Here is a 21,078-nt window from a genome sequence, read left to right as displayed (position 1 = left end):
CGAGGGAGTAGCCGTTCATGACACTCGCCGAACTAGCCCGACTGGCCGGTGTATCAAGAACCACCGCCAGCTATGTCATCAATGGCCAGGGCGCGGCACGGCGGATCAAGCCGGACACCATCGACAAGGTTCTGGCGGTGGCCCGCGAACACAACTTCCAGCCAGATACCCAGGCCGCCGCCCTGCGGGGAGGCGCGAGCCGAACGCTGGGATTCATCCTGCCGGATCTGGAGAACACCAGTTACGCCCGGCTCGCCAAACTGCTGGAACAAGGCGCCCGCGCCCAGGGCTACCAGTTGCTGATTGCCGGCTCGGACGATAACCCGGACACCGAAAAAGCGTTAGCCCTGGCCCTCAAGGCGCGGCGCTGCGATGCGCTGATCGTCGCCAGTGCCCTGGCCCGGGACGATTCTTTCTACCCTGGATTACAGCAGGACGGCCTGCCGGTGATTGCGGTGGACCGGGCCCAGTCACCGGATGTGATCCGCTGCGTGGTCAGCGACAACAAGACCGCAGCGGAAGCATTGACCCGGTCCGTGCTGGACAGTGATACCGCGACCATCGCCTGGCTGGATGCCGTACCCGGGATTGCCATGACACGGGAGCGCCGCGAGGGTTTTCTGGCCGCCGCCAATCACGCCGGTGTCACAACCATCGTAGAAAGCGGCCCCCATTATGACCGCGCTTCCGGTGCCGCAATGATGCAGCGGGTTCTCCGGGATCAGGGCCTTCCAGACGCCCTGGTAACCGCATCCTACACCCTGCTTCAGGGGGTTCTGGATGTGCTGCTCGAACAACCCGGGGGACTGCCGGACAACCTGCGCCTGGCCACCTTCGGCGATGACCGCCTGCTGGACTTCCTGCCCCTTGCGGTAAACTCCCTGCCCCAGAATCATGAGGCCATTGCCACAGCGACCCTGGCACAGGCGATAGCCGCTATTGGACATGAGAGCGCAGTTAAAACGGTCACCATTAACCGGACGCTCAAAAAGCGACCAGTGGCCAGACTCAACCGCGGAGACCATCATTAAACGATAATGTTGCAGCCAGAATGATGACTTTGTGTTAGCTTCATGTGGTTAATGGCGTGCACACTCCAGCCGCCACCGAACACCAGCACAGGACATGCCATCATCAACCACAACTCTGCCAGGGAGGTGACAATGACTGACACATCAATCGTCCCCGAGCAGAATCATCTGCTGGCCGCCTTGCCGGACAGTGCCAAAGAACGGATTTTTCCTCGGCTCAAACTGGTTGAAATGAAGCTGGGCGACGTGATTTACGAATCCGGCCAGCCCATCGATTTTGTCTATTTCCCGACCAATTGCATCATTTCACTGCTTTACGTGATGCTCAGCGGCGCTTCCGCCGAAATCTCGGTGGTGGGTAACGAGGGTATGGCTGGTATTGCGGTGTTCATGGGAGGAGACAGCACCCCCAGCCGTTCCATCGTGCAAAGCCGGGGCTTTGCTTACCGGATGCCTTCGACGGAACTCAAGGGTGAATTCAACAACGACGCCGACGTGCGGGTCCTGATGCTGCGCTATACCCAGGCGCTGATCACCCAGATGTCCCAGACCGCCGTATGCAATCGCCACCACTCGATCGATCAGCAACTGTGTCGCTGGCTGCTGCTATCCCTTGATCGCCTTCCAGACAACCAGCTGACGATGACCCAGGAGCTGATCGCCAACATGCTGGGCGTCCGCCGGGAAGGCGTCACCGAGGCCGCTGGCAAGCTACAGAAACTGGGCGTCATCGAATATCATCGCGGCCACATAACGGTCATTGACAGGTCACGCCTCGAAGCGCTCTCCTGTGAATGCTACGCCGTGGTGAAGCGGGAAACCGACCGTCTGGCTACCGACCACCTGAAGTACTAGTGTCCCGCCTGGCTAATTCGTTAACCTACTGCGGGACACTAGGTTGATTGTTGTCTTTCCGGGACAGGAGTCAGCCCCCCGATCACGGGCCGCCGGTTCAGTATCTTGACCTGGTACATGGCAGTATCCGCTTGTTTCAGGAGCTCCTCGGCGGTCTCGCCGTTGTCGGGATACACGCTCACCCCGATACTGAGCTTGAGCGCCACCTCATGCCCTTCGATATCTATGGGAACAGCAACCGCTTCGCGTATTTTGTCGGCCACGGCAAAGGCGTGATCGGGCTGGGCGATCTCGCTTAACAACACTACAAACTCATCGCCACCATAGCGGCAGATAGTATCCGTCGCCCTTACACAACTCTGCAGTTTGCCGGCCAGTGCCGCCAGGATAATGTCGCCGCTGTCATGACCGAGAACATCATTGATATCCTTGAAATTATCAAGGTCAATAAACAACAGTCCCATCTGTTTGCTGTGCCGCCGGGCCAACGCAAGGGACTGCTCGAATCGCTCATAGAACGCGTTGCGGTTGTGCAGGCCGGTCAGCTCATCATGCTGGGCAAGATACGCCATGCGGGCGGTGGTTTCCCGGGAAAAGCGGGCGTCATGGAATACAATCACAGCTCCGACAACGACACCGAAGCGGTTGTGGATAGGCGCCGCCGAGTCTTCGATCGCCAGCTCTACGCCATCTTTGGCCACCAACAGTGCGTTCGCTTCCAGTGCCACAATGCTGTCTGACTGAATGGCGCGCCGGGCCGGATCAGCTTTCGGTTTGTGGGTACTCGCGTCCACCACACGAAAAATGTCACTCAAGGGCCGCCCGATGGCCTCGTAGCGGCTGAAGCCAGTCAGCGTCTCCGCCACCAGATTCATGTAGGAAACCCGCCCGTCAATATCAGTGCTCAACACCGCGTCACCAATGGAGTCGAGGGTGACCTGGGCCCGCTCCTTCTCCTCGTACAGCTGTTCCTCGGCCTTCCGCCCCGCCCGCTCACGGGCTTTATAGATGGTGATATCCTCTATCGTATGCACATAGCCAGCGCCGGGCACATTATCGGTCAGCATCGCCGCGTTGTGGCGGGTCCAGATAACCTCTCCGTTTGCACGCTTTAACCGCGCTTCACACAGGAACGCCTTATGCCCCTGCACCGCCGCGTTCCAGTGCCGAAGGATCCTGTCATGATCCAGCGGGTGGACAACCGAACTCCAGTGCGATCCGATCAGCTCGTCCGCGGGCCAGCCACAGAGCTTCTGATAGGCCGCATTGCTATAGAGGCATTTGCCATGTTGGTCCGTCACCAGGATGCCCAACGGCAGGGCATCACTCAGTGGAATGCTCTTTTCCAGGCCGGCGTTGGCCTGTGTGTCCGCCGCCATCGGGAAGAAATCTCGATATCGCAGCATGGTTTACTCCCTGTTTTCGATATTTCCGCGGCTTCACGGGTCGGCAATGTATCTCGTCTGTAACACTAGGGGCTCAGGCCGCACATCGTCCGTTCGCTAACGCACACAGGAGAATTCCTCTGGGCGGAAACATCCAACACTCGCTATTACGGGACCTCAGGGTGGAGTAGACTCAATTGATGTAACTCTGAAACCGGTTTTGGGGCGCACTTTTTTGGGAGACACGATGGAAGACACCCACGGAAAATCGAATGCCGGAAACCATGAACGGCTGCGCCGCAGCGCCAGGGATCTGATCGACCACGGTGTGCCGCCACCCAACCATAGCGGTACGCTCAGCGTGGATGCGCTGCAACTGCTTTACCAGCGCGCGAGCAAACCCGAATCCGCTGCCGACGCCCTCAAACTGCTCCATGAGCTTCAGACCTATCAGGTGGAGCTTGATCTTCTGTATGAGCAGCTTCAGGCTAATGAACACGAAATCAGCGAGGAACTGGCATACTACAAGTCGCTCTATGAGCTGGCTCCCGCCGCCTATCTGATCGTCGCTAACGACGGTGACATTATTGATGGCAACCAGGCCGCAGGCGTACTTTTCGATGAATCCGCACAGCCACTGATCGGAAAGCCCCTGCAGGCGCTTCTGGCGCCCGGCCAGGAAGGTGCAGTGAACGCTCTGCTCAGAAAGACGAAAGAACAAGACTCAGGTACAAAGGGTGCCGCAAGCGTATCGGTTGAGCTCCCGGATCTCAGGAGGCTGACGATCACCGCAAGTTCTGCCGTCTCCGGTGACTGTGTTCTGATAATCCTCACTGAAGCCGTGACAGACTCCGCCAGGTCCTGATGCGGATCGTTGGTATCGGCGCGTCCGCCGGCGGCCTGGCGTCCCTTGAGGACTTCTTTCGCAATACGCCGTGCGATACCGGCATGGCGTTTCTGGTGGTACAGCATCTGGACCCGACCCAGAAGGCAATGCTGCCGGAACTCCTGCAACGCTATACCGAAATGCCGGTGTATGAAGTGGAGCAGAACATGCCGGTTCGTGCGGATTCGGTCTATGTCATCCCGCCGAACCGGGAGCTGCGGGTGGTTGATGACACCCTGAAGCTGGATCAGCCAGCGCAACCCCGGGGGCTACGCCTGCCCATCAATGTACTGTTCTCATCCCTGGCCAGCGCACAGAGTGAGCGGGCCATTGCCGTTGTACTTTCCGGCATGGGCTCTGATGGCACCCTCGGGCTGCAGGCCATAAAGGCCACTGGCGGGCTGTCGGTGGTGCAGAGTCCTGATTCGGCCCAGTTCGATGCCATGCCCAAAAGCGCCATCGCCGCGGGTTGTGCCGACATTGTGGCGCCGGCCGATGAATTACCGGAACGCATACTGGCCTATGTCCGGCGCGTTCCCGAGCCGGGCCATAGCCCGGAACATACTCCCAAGGCCCACACTTCGCTGACACGGCTGGACCCCGTCCTTCGCTTGCTGCGGCAGCACACCCGGCACGATTTTTCCCTTTACAAGCCGACGACCCTGAACCGGCGGATCGAGCGCCGCATGGCCATTCATGGCATCTCTGATCTGACCGATTACACCCGCTTCCTGACCGAAAACAACCAGGAAGTAGAGCTGTTGTTCCGGGAACTGCTGATCGGTGTTACCCAGTTTTTCCGGGATCCCGAAACCTGGGACTACCTGATCGATACGGGGCTGCCAGAACTCCTTTCCCGGCAGTCACCGGAACACACCCTGCGCGTCTGGGTAGCGGGCTGTTCAACCGGGGAGGAGGCCTATTCCCTGGCCATTGCGTTCACCGAAGCGCAGGAACACATCGGACCTGGCCGGAAACTGGACCTGCAGATCTTTGCCTCTGATATCAGCCCGGAAGCCATTACCGTGGCACGGCGAGGGCAATACCCACTGAATATTGCAGACTCCGTGTCGGAAACCCGGCTGGCGCGCTTTTTCACCAAACACGACAATCATTACCAGATACGTCCATCGATACGGGACAAGGTATTGTTTGCCCGGCACGATGTCATTCTGGATCCACCGTTCACCAAGCTGGACCTGATTGCCTGCCGCAACCTGCTGATTTATTTCGATATCACCCTGCAGCGCCGGATACTGCCTCTGTTCCACTACAGCCTTCGTCCCAACGGATTGTTGATGCTCGGCAGCTCGGAAACCATTGGCCGGCTGAATCATCTGTTCTCACCGCTGAAACCGAAAATGCGCCTGTACCGATGCAAACCCTTCCAATCCGACCGCCACTCTGACTTCCTGCTAAAATCGTTTCCTCCGATGTCCACCCTGCCGAAGGAGCATTCCGTGCCATCCAACCAGGTTCCCTCACAAGAGGCTGCCACCACCCTGCAATCCGCCGCGGATTATCTGCTGCTGCAGGTCTATTCACCGGCCGCCGTGGTGCTCAATGCAGACGCTGATATCGTTTATATCAGCGGGCGTACCGGCAAGTATCTGGAACCCGCAGCCGGCAAGGCCAACTGGAACATCCATGCCATGGCCCGGGAAGGGTTGCGCGAACCCCTGTATACCGCATTGAAACAAACGCCCGGCCAAACAGAACCGGTGGAGCTCACAGGATTATTGGTGAAAACCGAGGCTGGCACTCAGGCCGTTGACGTAACCCTTCAGACCATCCGTGACCCCGATGCCCTGAAGGGCATGACCATGGTGGTGTTCCGCGATGCTCCCGCGACGGCGACCTCCCGGCGCCGCAAACCGGGCTCGGCCAACGAATCGGACCACGCTGCGGAAATCCAGCGGTATCAGAAGGAAATTGAAAGCCTGCGGCAACAGGCAAAGCTGACGCGGGAGGAACTGCAGGCGTCCAACGAAGAGCTTCAGTCCACCAACGAGGAGTTGCAGTCCGCCAATGAGGAACTGACAACGTCCAAAGAAGAAATGCAGTCCATGAACGAGGAACTGCAAACCATTAACACGGAGCTGCAAACCAAGCTGGATGACCTCGCGCTCGCCCAGAGCGATATGCAGAACGTGCTCAACAGCATCGAAATCGCCGTTCTGTTCCTGGATCAGGACCTGAATGTACGGCGCTATACCGAGCGGGCCGCAGCCATTATCAGCCTGCGGGAGAACGACATCGGCCGCCCGCTCAGCGACCTGACCACCAGCCTCCGTTACCCGGAGCTTCAGGACGACGCCCGGCAAACCCTGACGACCCTGGCGGTCAGTGAGAAGCAGATTACCACCAACGATGACCGCTGGTTTTCGGTCAGGATCATACCTTACCGCAGATTGGATAATGTGATTGACGGGGTCGTCATCACCCTGGTGGATATTACTGCAACCAAAACGCTGGAATCCTCGTTACGGAAACACCCGGAATCCTGATCAGACGCCGGCGTGATCCGCGTATCAGCTACGGGGTTATTGAAACCACCATCGCGGTAACAATGAGCGGGTCGCCGGTCGCAGAAACCGGTCATCGATCAGCCAGATCACGCCCCGGTCCTCCGGGGTACGGATCACCCGCCCGGCAGCCTGGGCGACTTTCTGCAGGCCGGGAATCTGATAGGTATAGTCATAGCCGGCACCGAATCGCCGCTCAAGACGGGCCTTGAGAATCTCATGCCAGGCATCGAAGGGCGGCAGGCCGAGGGTGGCCACAAAGGCGCCGATCAATTGATCGCCGGGCAGGTCGATGCCCTCGCTGAACACACCGCCCAGAACCGCAAACGCAACACGCCCCTCAGGCTCCTGAAAGCCCGCCAGAAACTCCGCCCGCTGCTGCGGACTCATCCCGGGCTGCTGGGCTCGCTGGGGAATGTCCGGCGCCTCTCTGGCAAGGGTCTCACTGACCGCCTGTGCGTACTTGAAGCTGCTGAAAAACGCCAGGTAGTGACCGGGCCGTTCGCGGAATTGCCGGGCGATAAGGTCCGCGATGGGCTGCAGTGAGGACTCCCGGTGATTCTGACGGGTGCTGATGCCCGGCGTGAAATGCACCTGTAACTGATCAGCACTGAACGGACTGGGCAGGGACGTGAAGCGGGCATCCTCTGGCATACCCAGCAGGTCCCGGTAATAGACGCCAGGACTCAATGTGGCAGAGAACAACAGGACCGATTGCGCCGCCTCGAACCGCTCCCGCAGAAAGTCCGCCGGTATCAGGTTCTGGATGGTGAGACTGGCCCGGCCCCGGCCGGTGCGCTGGAATTCGCACAGGGAATGATCACCGAAGGACTCCGCCAGCTTGATGAACGCCACGCTTTCAAACAGCAGTTCCTGCAGGGCAAGATCCGGCGGATTGTCCGCCAGATAATCGGTGAGGCTGGAGACCATGGCCTGCAAGGCCCCGAGTAGCTGGGAGGACAGGGTGTCGAGAAACACCGGGGTGTCGTCGTCGGTCTGATGATCCCGGATCAGGCTCTGCCAGGCCCGGCCAGTCCGGTCAATTGCCGCCTTCAACGGCCTGGGGGCAATCTTTTTGATCTTCAGCAGTCGTTGCTGTTCCAGTCGCACGGAATACATGCCCCGGCCCCGGTCCACCAGGTTGTGGGCTTCATCCACCAGCACGCTGGCCTTCCAGTTGTTCTGACGAATCAGGCCGTGGAGCAGGGCGGACTGGTCAAACATCCGGTTCACATCGCCAATCACCACATCACACCAGCGCGCCATCTCCTGGGCGAGAAAATAGGGGCAAATGCCGTGACCGGCGGCGATCTTCGCCAATGTTTCCTGATCCAACGTGTCTTCCGTCTGTGCCGCCTCGGCCCGGGCATCCGGCAGGCGATCGAAAAAGCCTTTGGCCAGCGGGCAGGAATCACCATGGCAGGCCTTGTCCGGGTGCTCACAGGCATCGTCTTTCGACACCAGCTCCAGGGTTCGCAGCGGCCAACGCGGCAGATTCTGGGCGGCACGCAGACGGGCCACCGCATCCATGGCCAACTGCCGGGCGGTATTGCGGCAGGTCAGGTAGTACAGCCGGTCCTGACTAGCCGCCGGCATGGCCATCAGGGCTGGAAACAGGGTTCCCAGGGTTTTGCCCAGACCGGTGGGCGCCTCCAGCAATAACGTGCCGGACTTCATCGAATTCCTGTACACCGTTTCCGCCAACTGGCGTTGCCGCGGCCTGAATTCGGCGAAGGGAAACGTCAATTCGGATAACAGGGCATCCCGCAGCTCCCGGTGATGCGCTTCCTGCTCGGCCCAGGCCTTATATTGCCGGCACAGGCCTTCAAGCTCCTGCCAGAGCTCATCCGCCGTGGCGGTTTCCGTCACCGGGGTTTCCTTGTCCTTACCGGTGTCGTAGTAGATCAGCGCCAGTTCCAGTTTTTTGCGGTTTTCCTGCCGGCATAGCAGGGCACCGTAGGCTCTGAGCTGGGCGCGGTGGAGTGCACGCTGATGCTCGCGGATGCGGGACAGGTCACCCCGGTGGGTTTTGATCTCCTCCAGCCTGCCCTTGTGCGGATTGTAAACATCCGCTCGCCCCGAGAGCACTAGCCCCAGACACTCCCCGGTCAGTAAGTACTCGCTCTTATAGCCATAGCCACGCCGTGACTGGATAGACTGATGGCCGGCAACGCCCTCTTCAGCGCTGGGTGCCGGGGTATAACGAAAGTCCAGGTCGCCACGACGAGCGGCGAACTCACAGAGGGTACGGACGGCGACCTTCATCCGCTTTCCTCATCCGTCTGCCAGCGCACGTAACAGACGCTGGCGGGCATACCCTCACGGGCAAAGAAGGCCAGCCAGCGGCGCTGATGATCCTGCAGCCGATCACCGGGACCTTTTACCTCAATCATTTCGTAATGCGGCCCTGGGCCGGCGGCGTTGGGGTGCAACCGGATCAGGTCCGGGAAGCCACTTCGGTGCTCCTTCAGGTTATTCAGCAGACGTTCGAACAGCCGCTCCAGGTGATGCGCCGGAATACAGTCCATGGCCATGATCAACAGGTCTTCCGACAACACCGGCCAGACTATGAAAGGGTTGGCAATACCGTGTTTTTCCCGCCAGGTTTCGAGAATGCGCTGCCGGTAATCGTCACCCTGCAACAAGGCAAAGCACTGATCGAACGCCTGCTGGCGTCGTTCCACAAAGTCCTCCCGCATCAGATCCGCCGGGCCCACGTGAAAAGGATGGAAAAAGGCGCCGGGAATGGCCGCGAAAACAGTGTTCCAGCACAGCAATCCGAACAGACCGTTGATCAGGGTGTTTTCCACATAGAACACCGGGGCCTCATCGGTTTCCAGATGCTGCTGGGCCGCCAGCTCCACCGGACCGGTATCGGGTTTCGGCACGGTGACGGTAAATTCGCGGATTGGCGGTGGTGTATCCACCACCGGCGGTGCCTCACCCATTTTCGGCGCCAGCCGTTTCAGGATACGCGCCAGCCCCTGGGCCTCGGCATCACTGAGATCCTGGGTCTGCCAACGCCGGGCGATGTTCCAGGCCTCTTCGAAACGTTTCAGGCGTTCCAGCAAGCGAAGCTGCTTCAGCCGCGCCTCCCGGTGGTGACTGGCCGCCAGCACTTCCAGCGCCAGTTCCCGCTCGCCTTGCCGCTCCGCCTGCCGGCCCAATTCCAGCAACAACCGGTCCCGCCGGCTGCTCAACCAGGGATTAGCCAAAGGCCCGGGCACCTCGGGCCACACCTCAACGGCAGACACACCCTCATCCAGCCACTGCCGGCACTGGTGCATCCGCAGGTAGCAATCCACGTCCGCCCGCTGATGAAACGCCCGGGAATCGGTGGAAAAAGTCACCTGCTCGTACTGTTGATAACCCAGTTCCACCAGCACGAAATCAGTCCAGCTCTGGCGCAGGTTGCCGAAGAACATCAAACGGATGCGGTCAAACAGAGGCATATCCTGTAGCCGAACCACCGCCGGAACCTCATCACCCAACCATTCATACAAGCGCTGCGGCTCCGGGAAATGTTCCGTCAATACTTCACGCATCCGGGTTTTGGGCAGGTTCTTTGGCAGGCCCAGTTCCATCAGTAGGTTTGCAAACACCGGTCGGAGTTCGGTGAGGGTAACCAGCCGGAACAGATCATCAATCCCAAGCAAAGGGGACGACTCCAGCCAGTGACTGTCGCTCAGTTCGGCCAAGGCGTCAGCCACGGAACCCGGCAGTTCCGGATAGTTCAGCTTGTCCACCCGAAACAACTCGCCCGTTCGCATCACCATGCGAGTCAGCAGTCCCCGCGCGGCAGTAGATAGCACGAAGAAATTACCTAAACGGGATTGCTCATCGGCGGTCAGCAGATCCCCGTGATGACTGGTCACCCACGACACGACAGTGTCCATGTTCCTCAGGTAATACAGGGGATCTTCAAGGTCCGCCGTCTGGAGGCGTTGGCCTTTAGGTTGGGTGGTCATGGTGCTCCAGGAAAATTATTCAACGAGGCAGCCGGCACAAGTTATCACGCAATCAAACGGGTAGGTTCTGCCAAAATCGTGCGGAGCCATGGATGGCGGAGCCGAGCGTACAGGGAAGTATTCACAGCGTATTTTGGCAGAACCTACCCGCTTGGTTGCAGTGCACCAAACTCTACGATGGCCAGGAACAAGTCTCAAATACCCAATTCCGCCGGCTGCATCTGTACACCACCGATTTTCCACTCATCTTCAACCAGCACCATCCGGTAATAGGCATCCCAGCGCTTACCCTCCGGCCCTTTCAAACGCACCACCTGAATCTCGAAATCACCGTGGGGTACCCGTCTCAAAAATTCGATGGCACTGGCACGATGAACCGCAGGATAGGCGTGCTTAACCATTTCCAGGAACACCTCCGAACTGCCGAACCGGTGCTTGATCCCGTCCGACGCCATCTGCCATGCGGCTTCATCATCGTCATTGGCGAACGCCTCAATCTGCATCAGGATAGTGCCCTGGATTTCAGAATCCGTGTTATCCGCCTGGGGCGAGGCCGGTACCAGGAAAACCAACACGGCAATGAACAACAGGGCAGGAGGCCCGGTTCGGGCACGAATCAGGGACGATGTCATAAGCGGCATCCTTTAACGGGAACCCTACCTACAGCTTACGCCATTCTTCGGTTGGCGGATGGGTTTTCGAGAAATTTCACCCGGGTTTGCGCTACTCTGTAGTCGCCACGTTTACCCGGACCCCAAAAGAGCAGGTATGCCCGAGACAAGCGCCATCGAACCCGGCTTTCACGCCATCCACGCCAACCACCTGGAAGACCTGCGCCGTGCCGTGGTGTACATCTGCCGGCAGAACCCCATGCCGCCGCTGCAGAGCGAAACCTTTCTGGTGCAGAGTAACGGCATTGCCCAGTGGCTGAAGCTGGCGCTGGCGGAGAAGCGCACGGATGACGGTGTCGAGGGCGGGCTGGGCATTGCTGCCGGCATGGACTTCCTGTTCCCGGCCCGTTTCATCTGGCAGGCCTACCGGGCGGTGCTGCCGGACGGTGAAGTGCCGGAGCAGTCTCCTTTCGACAAACGCCAGCTGGTATGGCGGCTGTACCGGTTGCTGCCGGAACTGGTGGGGCAGGATGAGGCGTTCACCCCGCTGGCCCGGTTTCTGGAAGGCACCGACCCGGATCTGCGCAATTTCCAGCTGGCCGAAAAAGTGGCGGACCTGTTCGACCAATACCAGGTGTTCCGCGCCGATTGGCTGGCCGCCTGGGAGCAGGGCAAGGATGTGATCATTACCGCCCGGGGCGAAGAAAAAGCCCTGGACCCGGAAACCCGTTGGCAACCGTTACTCTGGCGCAAGCTGGTGGAAGACGTGGGCGAAGCCTCCGATACCAGCCGCTCGCAAATCCATACCCGGTTTATGGAACAGGGCCAGCACATTCACACCCCGGCCAATCCGGCCCGGCTGCCCAGACGCATCGTGGTGTTCGGCGTGTCGTCACTGCCCCGGCAGGCGCTGGAAGCCCTGTACGTGCTCAGCCGTTTCAGCCAGGTGGTGCTGTGTGTTCACAATCCCTGCCAGTTTTACTGGGCGGATATCATCAGCGACCGGGAACTGCTGAAAGCCGAGCGCAAGCGGGGCGCGGCCCATCCGGTGTTGTCACAGATTGACGATCCGGATCAGCTGCACCAGCACGCCAACCCGCTATTGGCAGCCTGGGGCAAGCAGGGCCGGGACTATATCCGTCTGCTGGACGAGTTCGACAACCCGGATGACTATCGCAGCAGCTTCCAGACCCCGGACCAGAAGATCGATATTTTTTCGGAACACGGTGCCGGCGAGGAGCCCTGCCTGCTGCACCAGTTGCAGAACGATATCCACAACCTGACCCCGCTGCAGGAAATCCGCGAGCAGCAGCGCCAGCTGGATCTGACCCACGACCATTCCTTGGTGTTCCACGATGCCCACGGTCCCCAGCGGGAAGTGGAAATTCTGCACGACCAGCTGTTGGCTGCATTCAATGCTGATCCCGACCTGCGGCCCCGGGATGTCATCGTGATGGTGCCGGATATCAACGTCTATGCGGCCCACATCCAGGCTGTGTTCGGCCGTTACCAGCCCGGCCGCAAGCGCCATATACCCTTTACCATTTCCGATCAGGGCCAGCGTCACCACGAACCGGTGCTGATTGCCCTGGAAACCCTGATGTCACTGCCCCGCAGCCGCTTCGGCGTGAGTGAGATCATCAGCCTGCTGGAAGTGCCCGGCATCCGTGACCGTTTTGCCATCAGCGAAGACGAGATTCCCCTGGCCCGGCGCTGGGTGGAAGGCGCCAACATCCGCTGGGGCCTGCACGGCAGGCACCGGGAAAGCCTGGACCTGCCAGCGGACCTGGAACGCAACACCTGGCAATCCGGCCTGCGGGCCATGCTGCTGGGTTACGGCATGGGCGAGGACGAACCCTGGGCCGGGGTGGAGCCTTATGGCGAGATCGGCGGCCTACAGGCAAGCCTGGCCGGGCGACTGAGTGAATTCGTGCATCAGTTGGAAAGCCTGTGGCAGGCGCTGCAAACCATCCGTACCCCAGACGAATGGGAAACCCTGTTCTCGGACATGCTGGGGCAGTTTTTCCACAAGGTCGAGGGCAGCGACCTGTTACTGCTCAACCGCTTCCGCCGCCAACTGGAACAGTGGCTGGACGATGCTCTGGCAGCCGGGCTGCAAGATCAGCAGCTGCCCCTGAACATCGTCAAGGATGTGCTTTTGGAGGGTCTGGACGAAGGCGGCCTGAACCAACGCTTCCTGGCCGGCAAGGTGAACTTCGCCACCCTGATGCCGATGCGGGCCATTCCCTTCCGCAAGGTGTGCCTGCTGGGCATGAATGATGGCGACTACCCCCGCTCCCGGCCGCCGGTGGATTTCGACCTGATGGCCCAGGATTATCGGCCAGGGGACCGCTCCCGCCGGGAAGACGACCGCTACCTGTTCCTGGAAGCGCTATTGTCGGCCCGGGAGCAGCTGTACATCAGCTGGGTGGGGCGCAGCATCAAGGACGATTCCGAGCGGCCACCGTCGGTGCTGGTGGGACAGCTTCAGGACCATCTCGACAGCCTGTGGACAGTGGCAGGCGCCCCCGATGCAAAAGTCACCAAAGCCCTGACCACCCAGCACCCGCTGCAACCCTTTAGCCGGGACTACTTCCCGCAAGCCAATGGTCTGGAGGAAGGCGAGGACAGCCCGCCGAAGCCGCTGGCCAAGGTGCTTCAGGCCCGTAACCTGTTCACCTACGAACGGGAATGGCGCAGCGCCCATGGCGTTGAGGAAGCCGAACAGACACAGGACGCGCTGTCCTATCAGGCTCCGGAAGAACCTATAACCCTGAACGATCTGGCCGGCTTCCTGAAAAAGCCCATCGACACCTTCTACCAGCGCCGCCTGCAGGTACGCTTTGACGATGTGGAAGACGAAGACACCGACAACGAAAACTTCGACCTGAATGGCCTGGAGCGTTGGCGCCTGGACAACGAACTGATTCAGGAAAGCCTGCTGAAAGCCGGCACCGAGGAAGAACTGTACGAACGGCTGGAAACCACCCTGAACCGCATGGCCCGACGGGGCGAACTGGGTATGGGCGTGACCGAACACCGGCTGCGCTCCGAGCTGTCCGGACGTTTGCCGGATCTGTTCGAACGTTACCGTAACGCCCTGGCCGAATGGCCGGAGGCGGTGGCCGAGCCCCTGGCCTTCGATTACCGGTTTGAAAACGCCATCGGTTCAGTGGAAGTGGTGGATCTGATCGACAGCCTGCGCTGCAACCCCGAGGGCCAGTTGTGCCGGCTGGTGGTCGCCAGTTCCAGCCTGCTGACCGGCTCCGGTTACAGCAAGAAAGTACGTTACGCCAACCTGATGCGGGACTGGGTGATTCACCTGGCCGGTCAGCTCAGCGGGCAGCCCTTCGAAACCCTGATCCTGGGCAAGGAAGAAGGCCGCAAGTTCCGCTTTGTCCCGATGGCGCCGGAACAGGCCCGGCAGCATTTCGACGCGATCCTCAGCCGCTGGATGGACGCCACCACCCGGGCACTGCCGATTCACTGCGAAGCCGGCTTTGCCTGGATCACCAGCTTCTACCAGAGCAAGAAATTCCTGGGCGACCACGAACGGGCGATCAGTGATGCGGAGCAGGCCTACAGCACAGCCATGGAAAGGGACACGGGCTACCTGCGGGGAGCGTTCGAGAATGCAGAATTACTGCTTGCCAGCGGTGAATTCGAAGCCCTCTTGCATGAACTCTATGTCCCCCTGTGGGAGACAGAGCAGGGCAAGTCGGCCGCAGAGCAGATCGGGAGCATGGAATGACTGACCAGATGAACAACCGCAATCCGAATCTGAACCCGTTAACCCTGCCCCTGAACGGCAGCGCCCTGATCGAAGCCAGTGCCGGTACCGGCAAAACCTTCACCATCGCCATCCTCTATGTGCGCCTGGTACTCGGCCATGGCCAGCCCACAGACAGCCCGCTGCAAAACCTGCTGCCGCCCAACCTGCTGGTGGTGACCTTTACCGATGCCGCCACCAAGGAACTGCGGGACCGTATCCGTACCCGCCTGACCCAGGCCGCCGAGGTGTTTTCCGATGCGCCGGACGAAGCCGATCCGCCGGCGGAAACGGCGCTGATCTATCAGCTACGCAAAGACAGCTACCTGGACCCGGCCACCTGGCCGGAGTGCCGCAAGAAGCTGTTGCTGGCCGCGGAATGGATGGACGAGGCCGCTGTCTCCACCATCCACGCCTGGTGTAACCGCATGCTCAGCGAGCACGCCTTTGACAGCGGCAGCCTGTTCAAGCTCACCCTGGAAACCGACCAGAGCGAGCTGCTGGATGACGTGGCCCGGGATTACTGGCGCACGTTTGTTTACCCGCTGCCACCGGCACTGATGGACGAGGCCCTGAGCCACTGGAAAACCCCGGCTGACCTGCGCAAGGCCGTGCGCAACCTGATCGATGACCCGGAGAGCCTAGGCACACCGCCGGAAAACGTACATCAGGCCATCAACCAGGTGGTAAGCGAGCGCCTGGAACGATCGCAGGAACTGAAGGCAAAACCCTGGGCTCAGTGGCAGGGGGAAGTGATCGACCTGCTGAACGAGCTGAACAGGAGCAAACGGCTCCATGGCGGCAGCAAGAACGCCATGGTGAAAACCTGGGACACCCTGATTGCCTGGACCGAATCCGAGGACCTGCTGCCGGAAGGCCTCGATAAGGCCGGCTTCAGGAACCAGACCCCCGAGGGCCTGGACAATATTCTGAAAGGGGATGACCCCGCGCCCCATCACCCGGCCTTCGAGGCTATCGAAGAGCTGATGGCGTTCAGCCAGAACCCGCCCAGTGCCAAATCCGACATCCTGCGCCACGCCAGCCACTGGATTGCCGAACGGCTGGAATCGGAAAAACAGAAGCGCTCGGAAATGGGCTTTGATGACCTGCTCACCCGCCTGGACGACGCCCTGCACGGCCCCCGGGGCGACCAGCTGGCCGCCACCATCCGCCGCCAGTTCCCGGTGGCGCTGATTGACGAATTCCAGGACACCGACCCGGTGCAGTACCGCATCTTCAACCGGGTCTATAACGTGGCCGGCAGCGACCCGGACACCTGCCTGCTGATGATCGGTGACCCGAAACAGGCCATCTACGGCTTCCGCGGCGCGGATATCCACACCTATCTGCAGGCCCGCCAGGGCGTACAACAAAGCACCTACACCCTGGGCAGGAACTTCCGTTCCGCCAAACCCATGGTGGCTGCGGTAAACCGGGTGTTCGAACACAGCGACCAGCACAGCCGCGACGGCGCCTTCCTGTTTGGCAAGGGCGACAGCTCGCCGCTGCCGTTCCAGGGGGTGGATGCCAACGGCACCAAACGACTGTGGTCAGTCAACGGCGAACGGCAGCCCAGCCTGGTGTTCTGGACCCACGAATCCGATGAAGAGGGCAAAGACGGCAACCCGAAAGGCCTGGCCAAGGGCGCGGCTACCGCCGATGTGGCCGAGACCTGCGCCAGCGAAATCGCCCGCCTGCTGACCCTGGGTCAAGCCGGACAGGCAGGTTTCGCCGTACCGGACAACCCGGATGATCTGGATCCGGTCACGCCAAAAGACATCGCCATCCTGGTCAACAACCGCAACGAAGCGGGCGCGGTGCGGGACGCGCTCGGTCGCCGTCGTATCAAGAGCGTGTACCTGTCGGACCGGGATTCGGTACTGACGTCTCAGGAAGCCAAGGAAATGCTGTGCTGGCTGCGGGCCTTTGCCGAGCCCCGGCAGCTGGCCTACATCCGCGCGGCCCTGGCCACACCGACACTGGGGCAGTCCTGGCAGGCCATGAACCTGCTGCTCACCGATGAGATCGCCCTGGAGCGGGAAATCGAACGCTTTATGGGTTACCAGCAGCAATGGCAGAAACAGGGTGTGCTGCCGATGCTGCGCAGCTTCCTGATGGATTTCCAGGTACCCGGCCGATTGCTGCAGCGGGCCGATGGTGAACGGCGGCTGACCGACATTCTGCACATTGCCGAACTGTTGCAGCAGGACAGCCTGCAACTGGACGGCGAACACGCCCTGGTGCACCACTACACCCAGGTCCTGCGGGCGGCGGACGAGGAAGACGAACACCGCACCCTGCGCCTGGAAAGCGATGCCGGGCTGGTAAAAGTGATTACCGTGCACAAATCCAAGGGTCTGGAATACCCGCTGGTGTTCCTGCCTTTCGGCACCGCTTACCGCGCCCAGAGTGAAAAGCAGGCCTTTGTGCGCTACCACGACGATAAGGGCACACTGATCACCGTGTTCGACCCGACCCCCGAAGACGTCGCCAAAGCCGATCAGGAACGACTGGGCGAAGACATCCGCAAACTTTACGTGGCCCTGACCCGCGCCCGCTTCGCCACCTGGGTGGGTGCTGCCGCCATCGACAACTGGCAGCAAAGCGGCCTGGGTTACCTGGTCACCGGCGAAGCGGAGAGCCAGATCCCGGATTGCCTGGGCAGACTGGCCGAAGGCGGACCGGAAATCACCGTGACCCCGCTGCCGGAAGCGGACCAGACCCAATACACCGAGCAGGCTCCCGAAGCCCTTGGCCCGGCGCTGGTTTCTACCCGGGAGGCAAAAGAGGATTGGTGGATTGCCAGTTACTCATCCATCGAATACACCGGCATGGCCGGCACCGGAATCGCCTTCACGGGAGAAGTGGAAGACGCCCAGACCCAGAACCTGCTGGAAGAAAGCGCCCAGGAAGAGGGGGAAGACACCGTGCCAGCGCAGGACACCCGCAACCACCACAACTTCCCCAAAGGCGCCGGCCCCGGCACCTTCCTGCACGATGTACTGGAATGGTGCAGCCAACAGGGCTTCCAGCGGGTTGTGGATAACCCCGCCATGCTGCGGGAACAACTCAGCCGCCGGTGCAGCACCCGCGGCTGGTCTGACTGGGTAGCGCCGCTGGAGCAGTGGCTGCTGGCGCTGATCACCCGGCCCCTGCGGCTGGATCGCTCCGGCAGCGAATCCGTCAGCCTGGGTGAGCTGGCTACCCTGCGCCCGGAGCTGGAGTTCTGGTTCGAAAGCCGCAACGTCAGTATCACAAAGCTCGATCAGCTGGTTACCCGGAACACCCTGAATCAAGCTGACCGCCCCCGGGTGGAGGAGAACCACTTCAACGGCATGCTCAAAGGCTTTATTGATCTGGTGTTCGAACACAACGGGCAGTATTACGTGCTGGACTACAAATCCAATACCCTGGGCGAGAACGACAACGCCTACACCGATCAGGCCATGGGCGACGCCATTCTCGACAAACGTTACGACCTGCAATACGTACTCTACCTGCTGGCCCTACACCGCCTGCTGAAAGCGCGGCTGCCGGATTACGATTACGACCGCCATATCGGCGGTGCCGTATACCTGTTCCTGCGCGGGGTAAATTCAGCGACTGGAGGCGCCTTCACCGACAAACCACCGAGGGCCCTGATCGAGCAACTGGATGCCCTGTTTGATGGCGAGTCCGTATCAGGGGAGGTGGCCGCATGAGCCGGACCCGCAAATCCGAAAACCAGGTCGCCCTGGACCTGGGGGATGACCAGCCGACGTCAGCCCCGCAGCAAAAAGGCACTAACCCGGTCGTCGATACTGCCGGCCTGTTGGCGAGCCTGGAGCAAACCGAAGCCCTGCTGGATCAGTGGCAACAGGCGGAATGGGTTCGCCCCCTGGATGTGGGTTTTGCCCGACTGATCCGCGAACTCTCGGAAGAGCAGGGCGAGTGCCCGAATCCACTGATCCTGCTGCTGGCTGCCCTGACCTCCCATCAGGTGGGCCGGGGCCATGTCTGCATTGATCTGGCCAACCTGTTGGCCGATGCCGGCAACACCTTGTCGCTGCCACCGGAAGAGCCGGTTCGCGACACGCTCACCGAATCCGAAGCAGCGGAGCTCAACCATCTGAAACCCGCGGATGTGCTGGCACGAGTGAGCCTTTCCGACTGTCAGTCAGCTCTGGACAACTCTATCGCAGTTAGTAATGGCTCACTTACTTCGCCATTGGTATTGGATGGAGCCCGGCTTTACCTGCGCCGATTCTGGCGATATGAACAACGCATTGCTGAAGGAATCCAGCAGCGGCTGTCCCTGCGCTCGCCGCTCGCCGACCCGGATTCCGCCCCGGCCAGAACCCTGTCCACCGCCCTTGGCCAACTGTTCCGGTCAGCGGAACCGGTGGATTACCAGAAACTCGCCTGCGCGCTGGCGGCCCGTAACCGCTTTGCGGTGATTACCGGCGGCCCCGGTACCGGCAAGACCACCACCGTGGTCAACCTGCTGGCAGCGTTGCAGGCCGTAGCGGGAGAATCTCCGGAGCGGGGCGGCCGCAAATACCGTATCCGTCTGGCGGCGCCCACCGGCAAGGCTGCTGCGCGCCTGAATGAATCCATTGGCGGCGCGGTCAGCCGTCTGCCCTTGGATCAACTACCGGGCAAAGTGCAGCTGGATGATATTCCTACTAAAGTCACGACCCTGCACCGCTTGCTTGGTAGCCGGCCCGATACCCGCAAGTTCCGCCACAATCGGGACAATCCGCTGCTGGTGGATATCCTGGTGATCGACGAAGCCTCCATGGTGGACGTGGACCTGATGGCCTCGGTGATTGACGCCCTGCCCGCCAACGCCCAGCTGATCCTGCTGGGGGACAAGGACCAACTGGCCTCGGTGGATGCCGGTGCGGTGCTCGGGGAGTTGTGCCAGCGGGCTCTGGACGCCCACTACACCGAGGAAACCGGCCAGTGGTTGCAGGCGATAACCGCAGATCCGGTCCCGCACGCGCTGATCGACCCGGACGGCCAGGCCCTGGACCAGGCCGTGGCCATGCTGCGCAAGAGTTACCGGTTCCAGGAAGACAGCGGCATTCGCCGGCTTGCCGAAGCGGTGAACACCAGCACCCTGGATGCCAGCATGTTACAGCAGAGCCGCGATGGCGTGTTCGACGACGTTATCTGGCTCAACGGTCACCAACCGAAACCGGAACTGGAAGAGTCCCTGGCGCTGATCTGCCGCCATGCCGTATCCGGCACTCCGAAGGCGTTCCGCAATGCCGGTCAGGGTCGGGTAGTGAAGGATCAGCCGCTGCCACCCCCGGTCGGTTACCGGTGCTATCTGGAAAGGATGAACCATCACGACCTGACCGACAGCAGCTCTCGCGAAGACTGGGACGCCCTGGCGGTTGAGGTTCTGGAGGCCTTCAATGATTTCCAGGTACTCTGCGCCCTGCGCAAGGGCCCCTGGGGTGTGGAAGGGCTCAACGACCGGATCGCCCGGCACCTGCTGGCCGAGAAACTGATTCCCAGGGCCGAAGGCTGGTACGCCGGCCGGCCGGTGCTCATCACCGGTAACGACTACAACCTGGGCCTGATGAACGGGGATATCGGCATCGCCTTCAACGTGCCCTGGGACCGAACCGAATCCGGTGAGCCCAAATACACCCTGCGGGTCGCCTTCCCCAGTGGAGACAGCAGCGGCGGCATTCGCTGGATCTCTCCCAGCCGGCTGCAGCAACTGGAAACCGTGTACGCCATGACCGTGCACAAGTCCCAGGGCTCGGAGTTCAACCATACCTGCCTGGTACTGCCGGACCGGCTCAGCCCGGTAATGACCAAGGAGCTGATCTACACTGGTATTACCCGCGCCAGAAACTGGTTCAGCCTGATTACCGGCGATGCCCAGGTGCTGAAGGACAGTGTGGGGCAGCAGGTGGTCCGGGCCTCCGGGCTGGCGCTGAGGCTTGCTGATAACGAGCCCCCGGGACGCCAGTAAGCGGAGGGCCCTGCCAAAACACGCTCCTTCGGCACATCCATGTGACGCTCGGGCTCCGCCATCCCTGGCTCCGCACG

Annotated in this window: 11 protein-coding genes; 7 read left to right on the top strand and 4 right to left on the bottom strand. The window is 60.8% G+C overall.

Features of this window, described 5'->3' with window-relative positions; translation table 11 throughout:
- Positions 1-17: 17 nt before the first annotated feature.
- Both cra and ACQUWM_RS12790 read left to right on the top strand, forming a co-directional pair.
- The gene (gene cra, locus ACQUWM_RS12795) at positions 18-1,031 is read left to right on the top strand and encodes a catabolite repressor/activator (RefSeq protein ID WP_428922414.1); all 1,014 of its coding nucleotides are present in this window, start codon (positions 18-20) and stop codon (positions 1,029-1,031) included.
- A gap of 132 nt (positions 1,032-1,163) precedes the next feature.
- Positions 1,164-1,886, top strand: coding sequence for a Crp/Fnr family transcriptional regulator (locus ACQUWM_RS12790; RefSeq protein ID WP_428922413.1), 723 nt, complete (start codon positions 1,164-1,166; stop codon positions 1,884-1,886).
- Between the two features lie 38 nt (positions 1,887-1,924).
- Here ACQUWM_RS12790 and ACQUWM_RS12785 read toward each other — a convergent pair whose 3' ends face one another.
- Positions 1,925-3,292, bottom strand: a complete 1,368-nt coding sequence (locus ACQUWM_RS12785; protein ID WP_428922412.1) for a diguanylate cyclase domain-containing protein — start codon at positions 3,290-3,292, stop codon at positions 1,925-1,927.
- Positions 3,293-3,518: 226 nt separating this feature from the next.
- On the opposite strand from ACQUWM_RS12785, the gene ACQUWM_RS12780 reads away from it, so the two are divergent.
- On the top strand, positions 3,519-4,136 hold the full coding sequence (locus tag ACQUWM_RS12780; RefSeq protein ID WP_428922411.1) for a PAS domain S-box protein: 618 nt from the start codon (positions 3,519-3,521) through the stop codon (positions 4,134-4,136).
- Positions 4,136-6,664, top strand: a complete 2,529-nt coding sequence (locus ACQUWM_RS12775; RefSeq protein ID WP_428922410.1) for a chemotaxis protein CheB — start codon at positions 4,136-4,138, stop codon at positions 6,662-6,664. The genes ACQUWM_RS12780 and ACQUWM_RS12775 overlap by 1 nt, the downstream gene beginning before the upstream one ends.
- A gap of 36 nt (positions 6,665-6,700) precedes the next feature.
- Here the strand turns inward: ACQUWM_RS12775 and ACQUWM_RS12770 are convergent, their stop codons facing one another.
- The 3 genes from ACQUWM_RS12770 to ACQUWM_RS12760 form a co-directional block, all read right to left on the bottom strand.
- Entirely contained in the window at positions 6,701-8,947 is a 2,247-nt protein-coding gene (locus ACQUWM_RS12770) for a helicase C-terminal domain-containing protein (protein WP_428922409.1), read from the bottom strand.
- Positions 8,944-10,650, bottom strand: coding sequence for a VRR-NUC domain-containing protein (locus ACQUWM_RS12765; RefSeq protein ID WP_428922408.1), 1,707 nt, complete (start codon positions 10,648-10,650; stop codon positions 8,944-8,946). The genes ACQUWM_RS12770 and ACQUWM_RS12765 overlap by 4 nt, the downstream gene beginning before the upstream one ends.
- 194 nt (positions 10,651-10,844) lie before the next feature.
- Positions 10,845-11,282: a DUF4864 domain-containing protein gene (locus ACQUWM_RS12760; RefSeq protein ID WP_428922407.1), complete on the bottom strand. Its 438-nt coding sequence runs from the start codon at positions 11,280-11,282 to the stop codon at positions 10,845-10,847.
- A 136-nt stretch (positions 11,283-11,418) separates the two neighbouring features.
- On the opposite strand from ACQUWM_RS12760, the gene recC reads away from it, so the two are divergent.
- From recC to recD, 3 genes are read left to right on the top strand one after another with little or no spacing between them, the layout of a single operon-like run.
- Positions 11,419-15,012: an exodeoxyribonuclease V subunit gamma gene (gene recC / locus ACQUWM_RS12755; RefSeq protein WP_428922406.1), complete on the top strand. Its 3,594-nt coding sequence runs from the start codon at positions 11,419-11,421 to the stop codon at positions 15,010-15,012.
- Complete coding sequence (gene recB, locus ACQUWM_RS12750) at positions 15,009-18,731, top strand: exodeoxyribonuclease V subunit beta (RefSeq protein WP_428922405.1); 3,723 nt, start codon at positions 15,009-15,011, stop codon at positions 18,729-18,731. The genes recC and recB overlap by 4 nt, the downstream gene beginning before the upstream one ends.
- Positions 18,728-21,001 carry an exodeoxyribonuclease V subunit alpha gene (recD, locus tag ACQUWM_RS12745; RefSeq protein WP_428922404.1) on the top strand — a complete coding sequence of 758 codons (2,274 nt, stop codon included), beginning with the start codon at positions 18,728-18,730 and terminating at the stop codon, positions 20,999-21,001. The genes recB and recD overlap by 4 nt, the downstream gene beginning before the upstream one ends.
- Positions 21,002-21,078: the final 77 nt, after the last annotated feature.

This window comes from Marinobacter sp. DUT-3, from assembly GCF_050379435.1.
GTDB lineage: Bacteria > Pseudomonadota > Gammaproteobacteria > Pseudomonadales > Oleiphilaceae > Marinobacter.
The sequence above is the reverse complement of the archived record's forward strand: the minus strand, read 5'-3'. Positions and strand labels throughout refer to the sequence as shown.

Bases quoted from the DNA above. Each gene is read 5' to 3' on its own strand.
- cra (WP_428922414.1), top strand. From the start codon at position 18: ATGACACTCGCCGAACTAGCCCGACTGGCCGGTGTATCAAGAACCACC.
- ACQUWM_RS12790 (WP_428922413.1), top strand. From the start codon at position 1,164: ATGACTGACACATCAATCGTCCCCGAGCAGAATCATCTGCTGGCCGCC.
- ACQUWM_RS12785 (WP_428922412.1), bottom strand. From the start codon at position 3,292: ATGCTGCGATATCGAGATTTCTTCCCGATGGCGGCGGACACACAGGCC.
- ACQUWM_RS12780 (WP_428922411.1), top strand. From the start codon at position 3,519: ATGGAAGACACCCACGGAAAATCGAATGCCGGAAACCATGAACGGCTG.
- ACQUWM_RS12775 (WP_428922410.1), top strand. From the start codon at position 4,136: ATGCGGATCGTTGGTATCGGCGCGTCCGCCGGCGGCCTGGCGTCCCTT.
- ACQUWM_RS12770 (WP_428922409.1), bottom strand. From the start codon at position 8,947: ATGAAGGTCGCCGTCCGTACCCTCTGTGAGTTCGCCGCTCGTCGTGGC.
- ACQUWM_RS12765 (WP_428922408.1), bottom strand. From the start codon at position 10,650: ATGACCACCCAACCTAAAGGCCAACGCCTCCAGACGGCGGACCTTGAA.
- ACQUWM_RS12760 (WP_428922407.1), bottom strand. From the start codon at position 11,282: ATGACATCGTCCCTGATTCGTGCCCGAACCGGGCCTCCTGCCCTGTTG.
- recC (WP_428922406.1), top strand. From the start codon at position 11,419: ATGCCCGAGACAAGCGCCATCGAACCCGGCTTTCACGCCATCCACGCC.
- recB (WP_428922405.1), top strand. From the start codon at position 15,009: ATGACTGACCAGATGAACAACCGCAATCCGAATCTGAACCCGTTAACC.
- recD (WP_428922404.1), top strand. From the start codon at position 18,728: ATGAGCCGGACCCGCAAATCCGAAAACCAGGTCGCCCTGGACCTGGGG.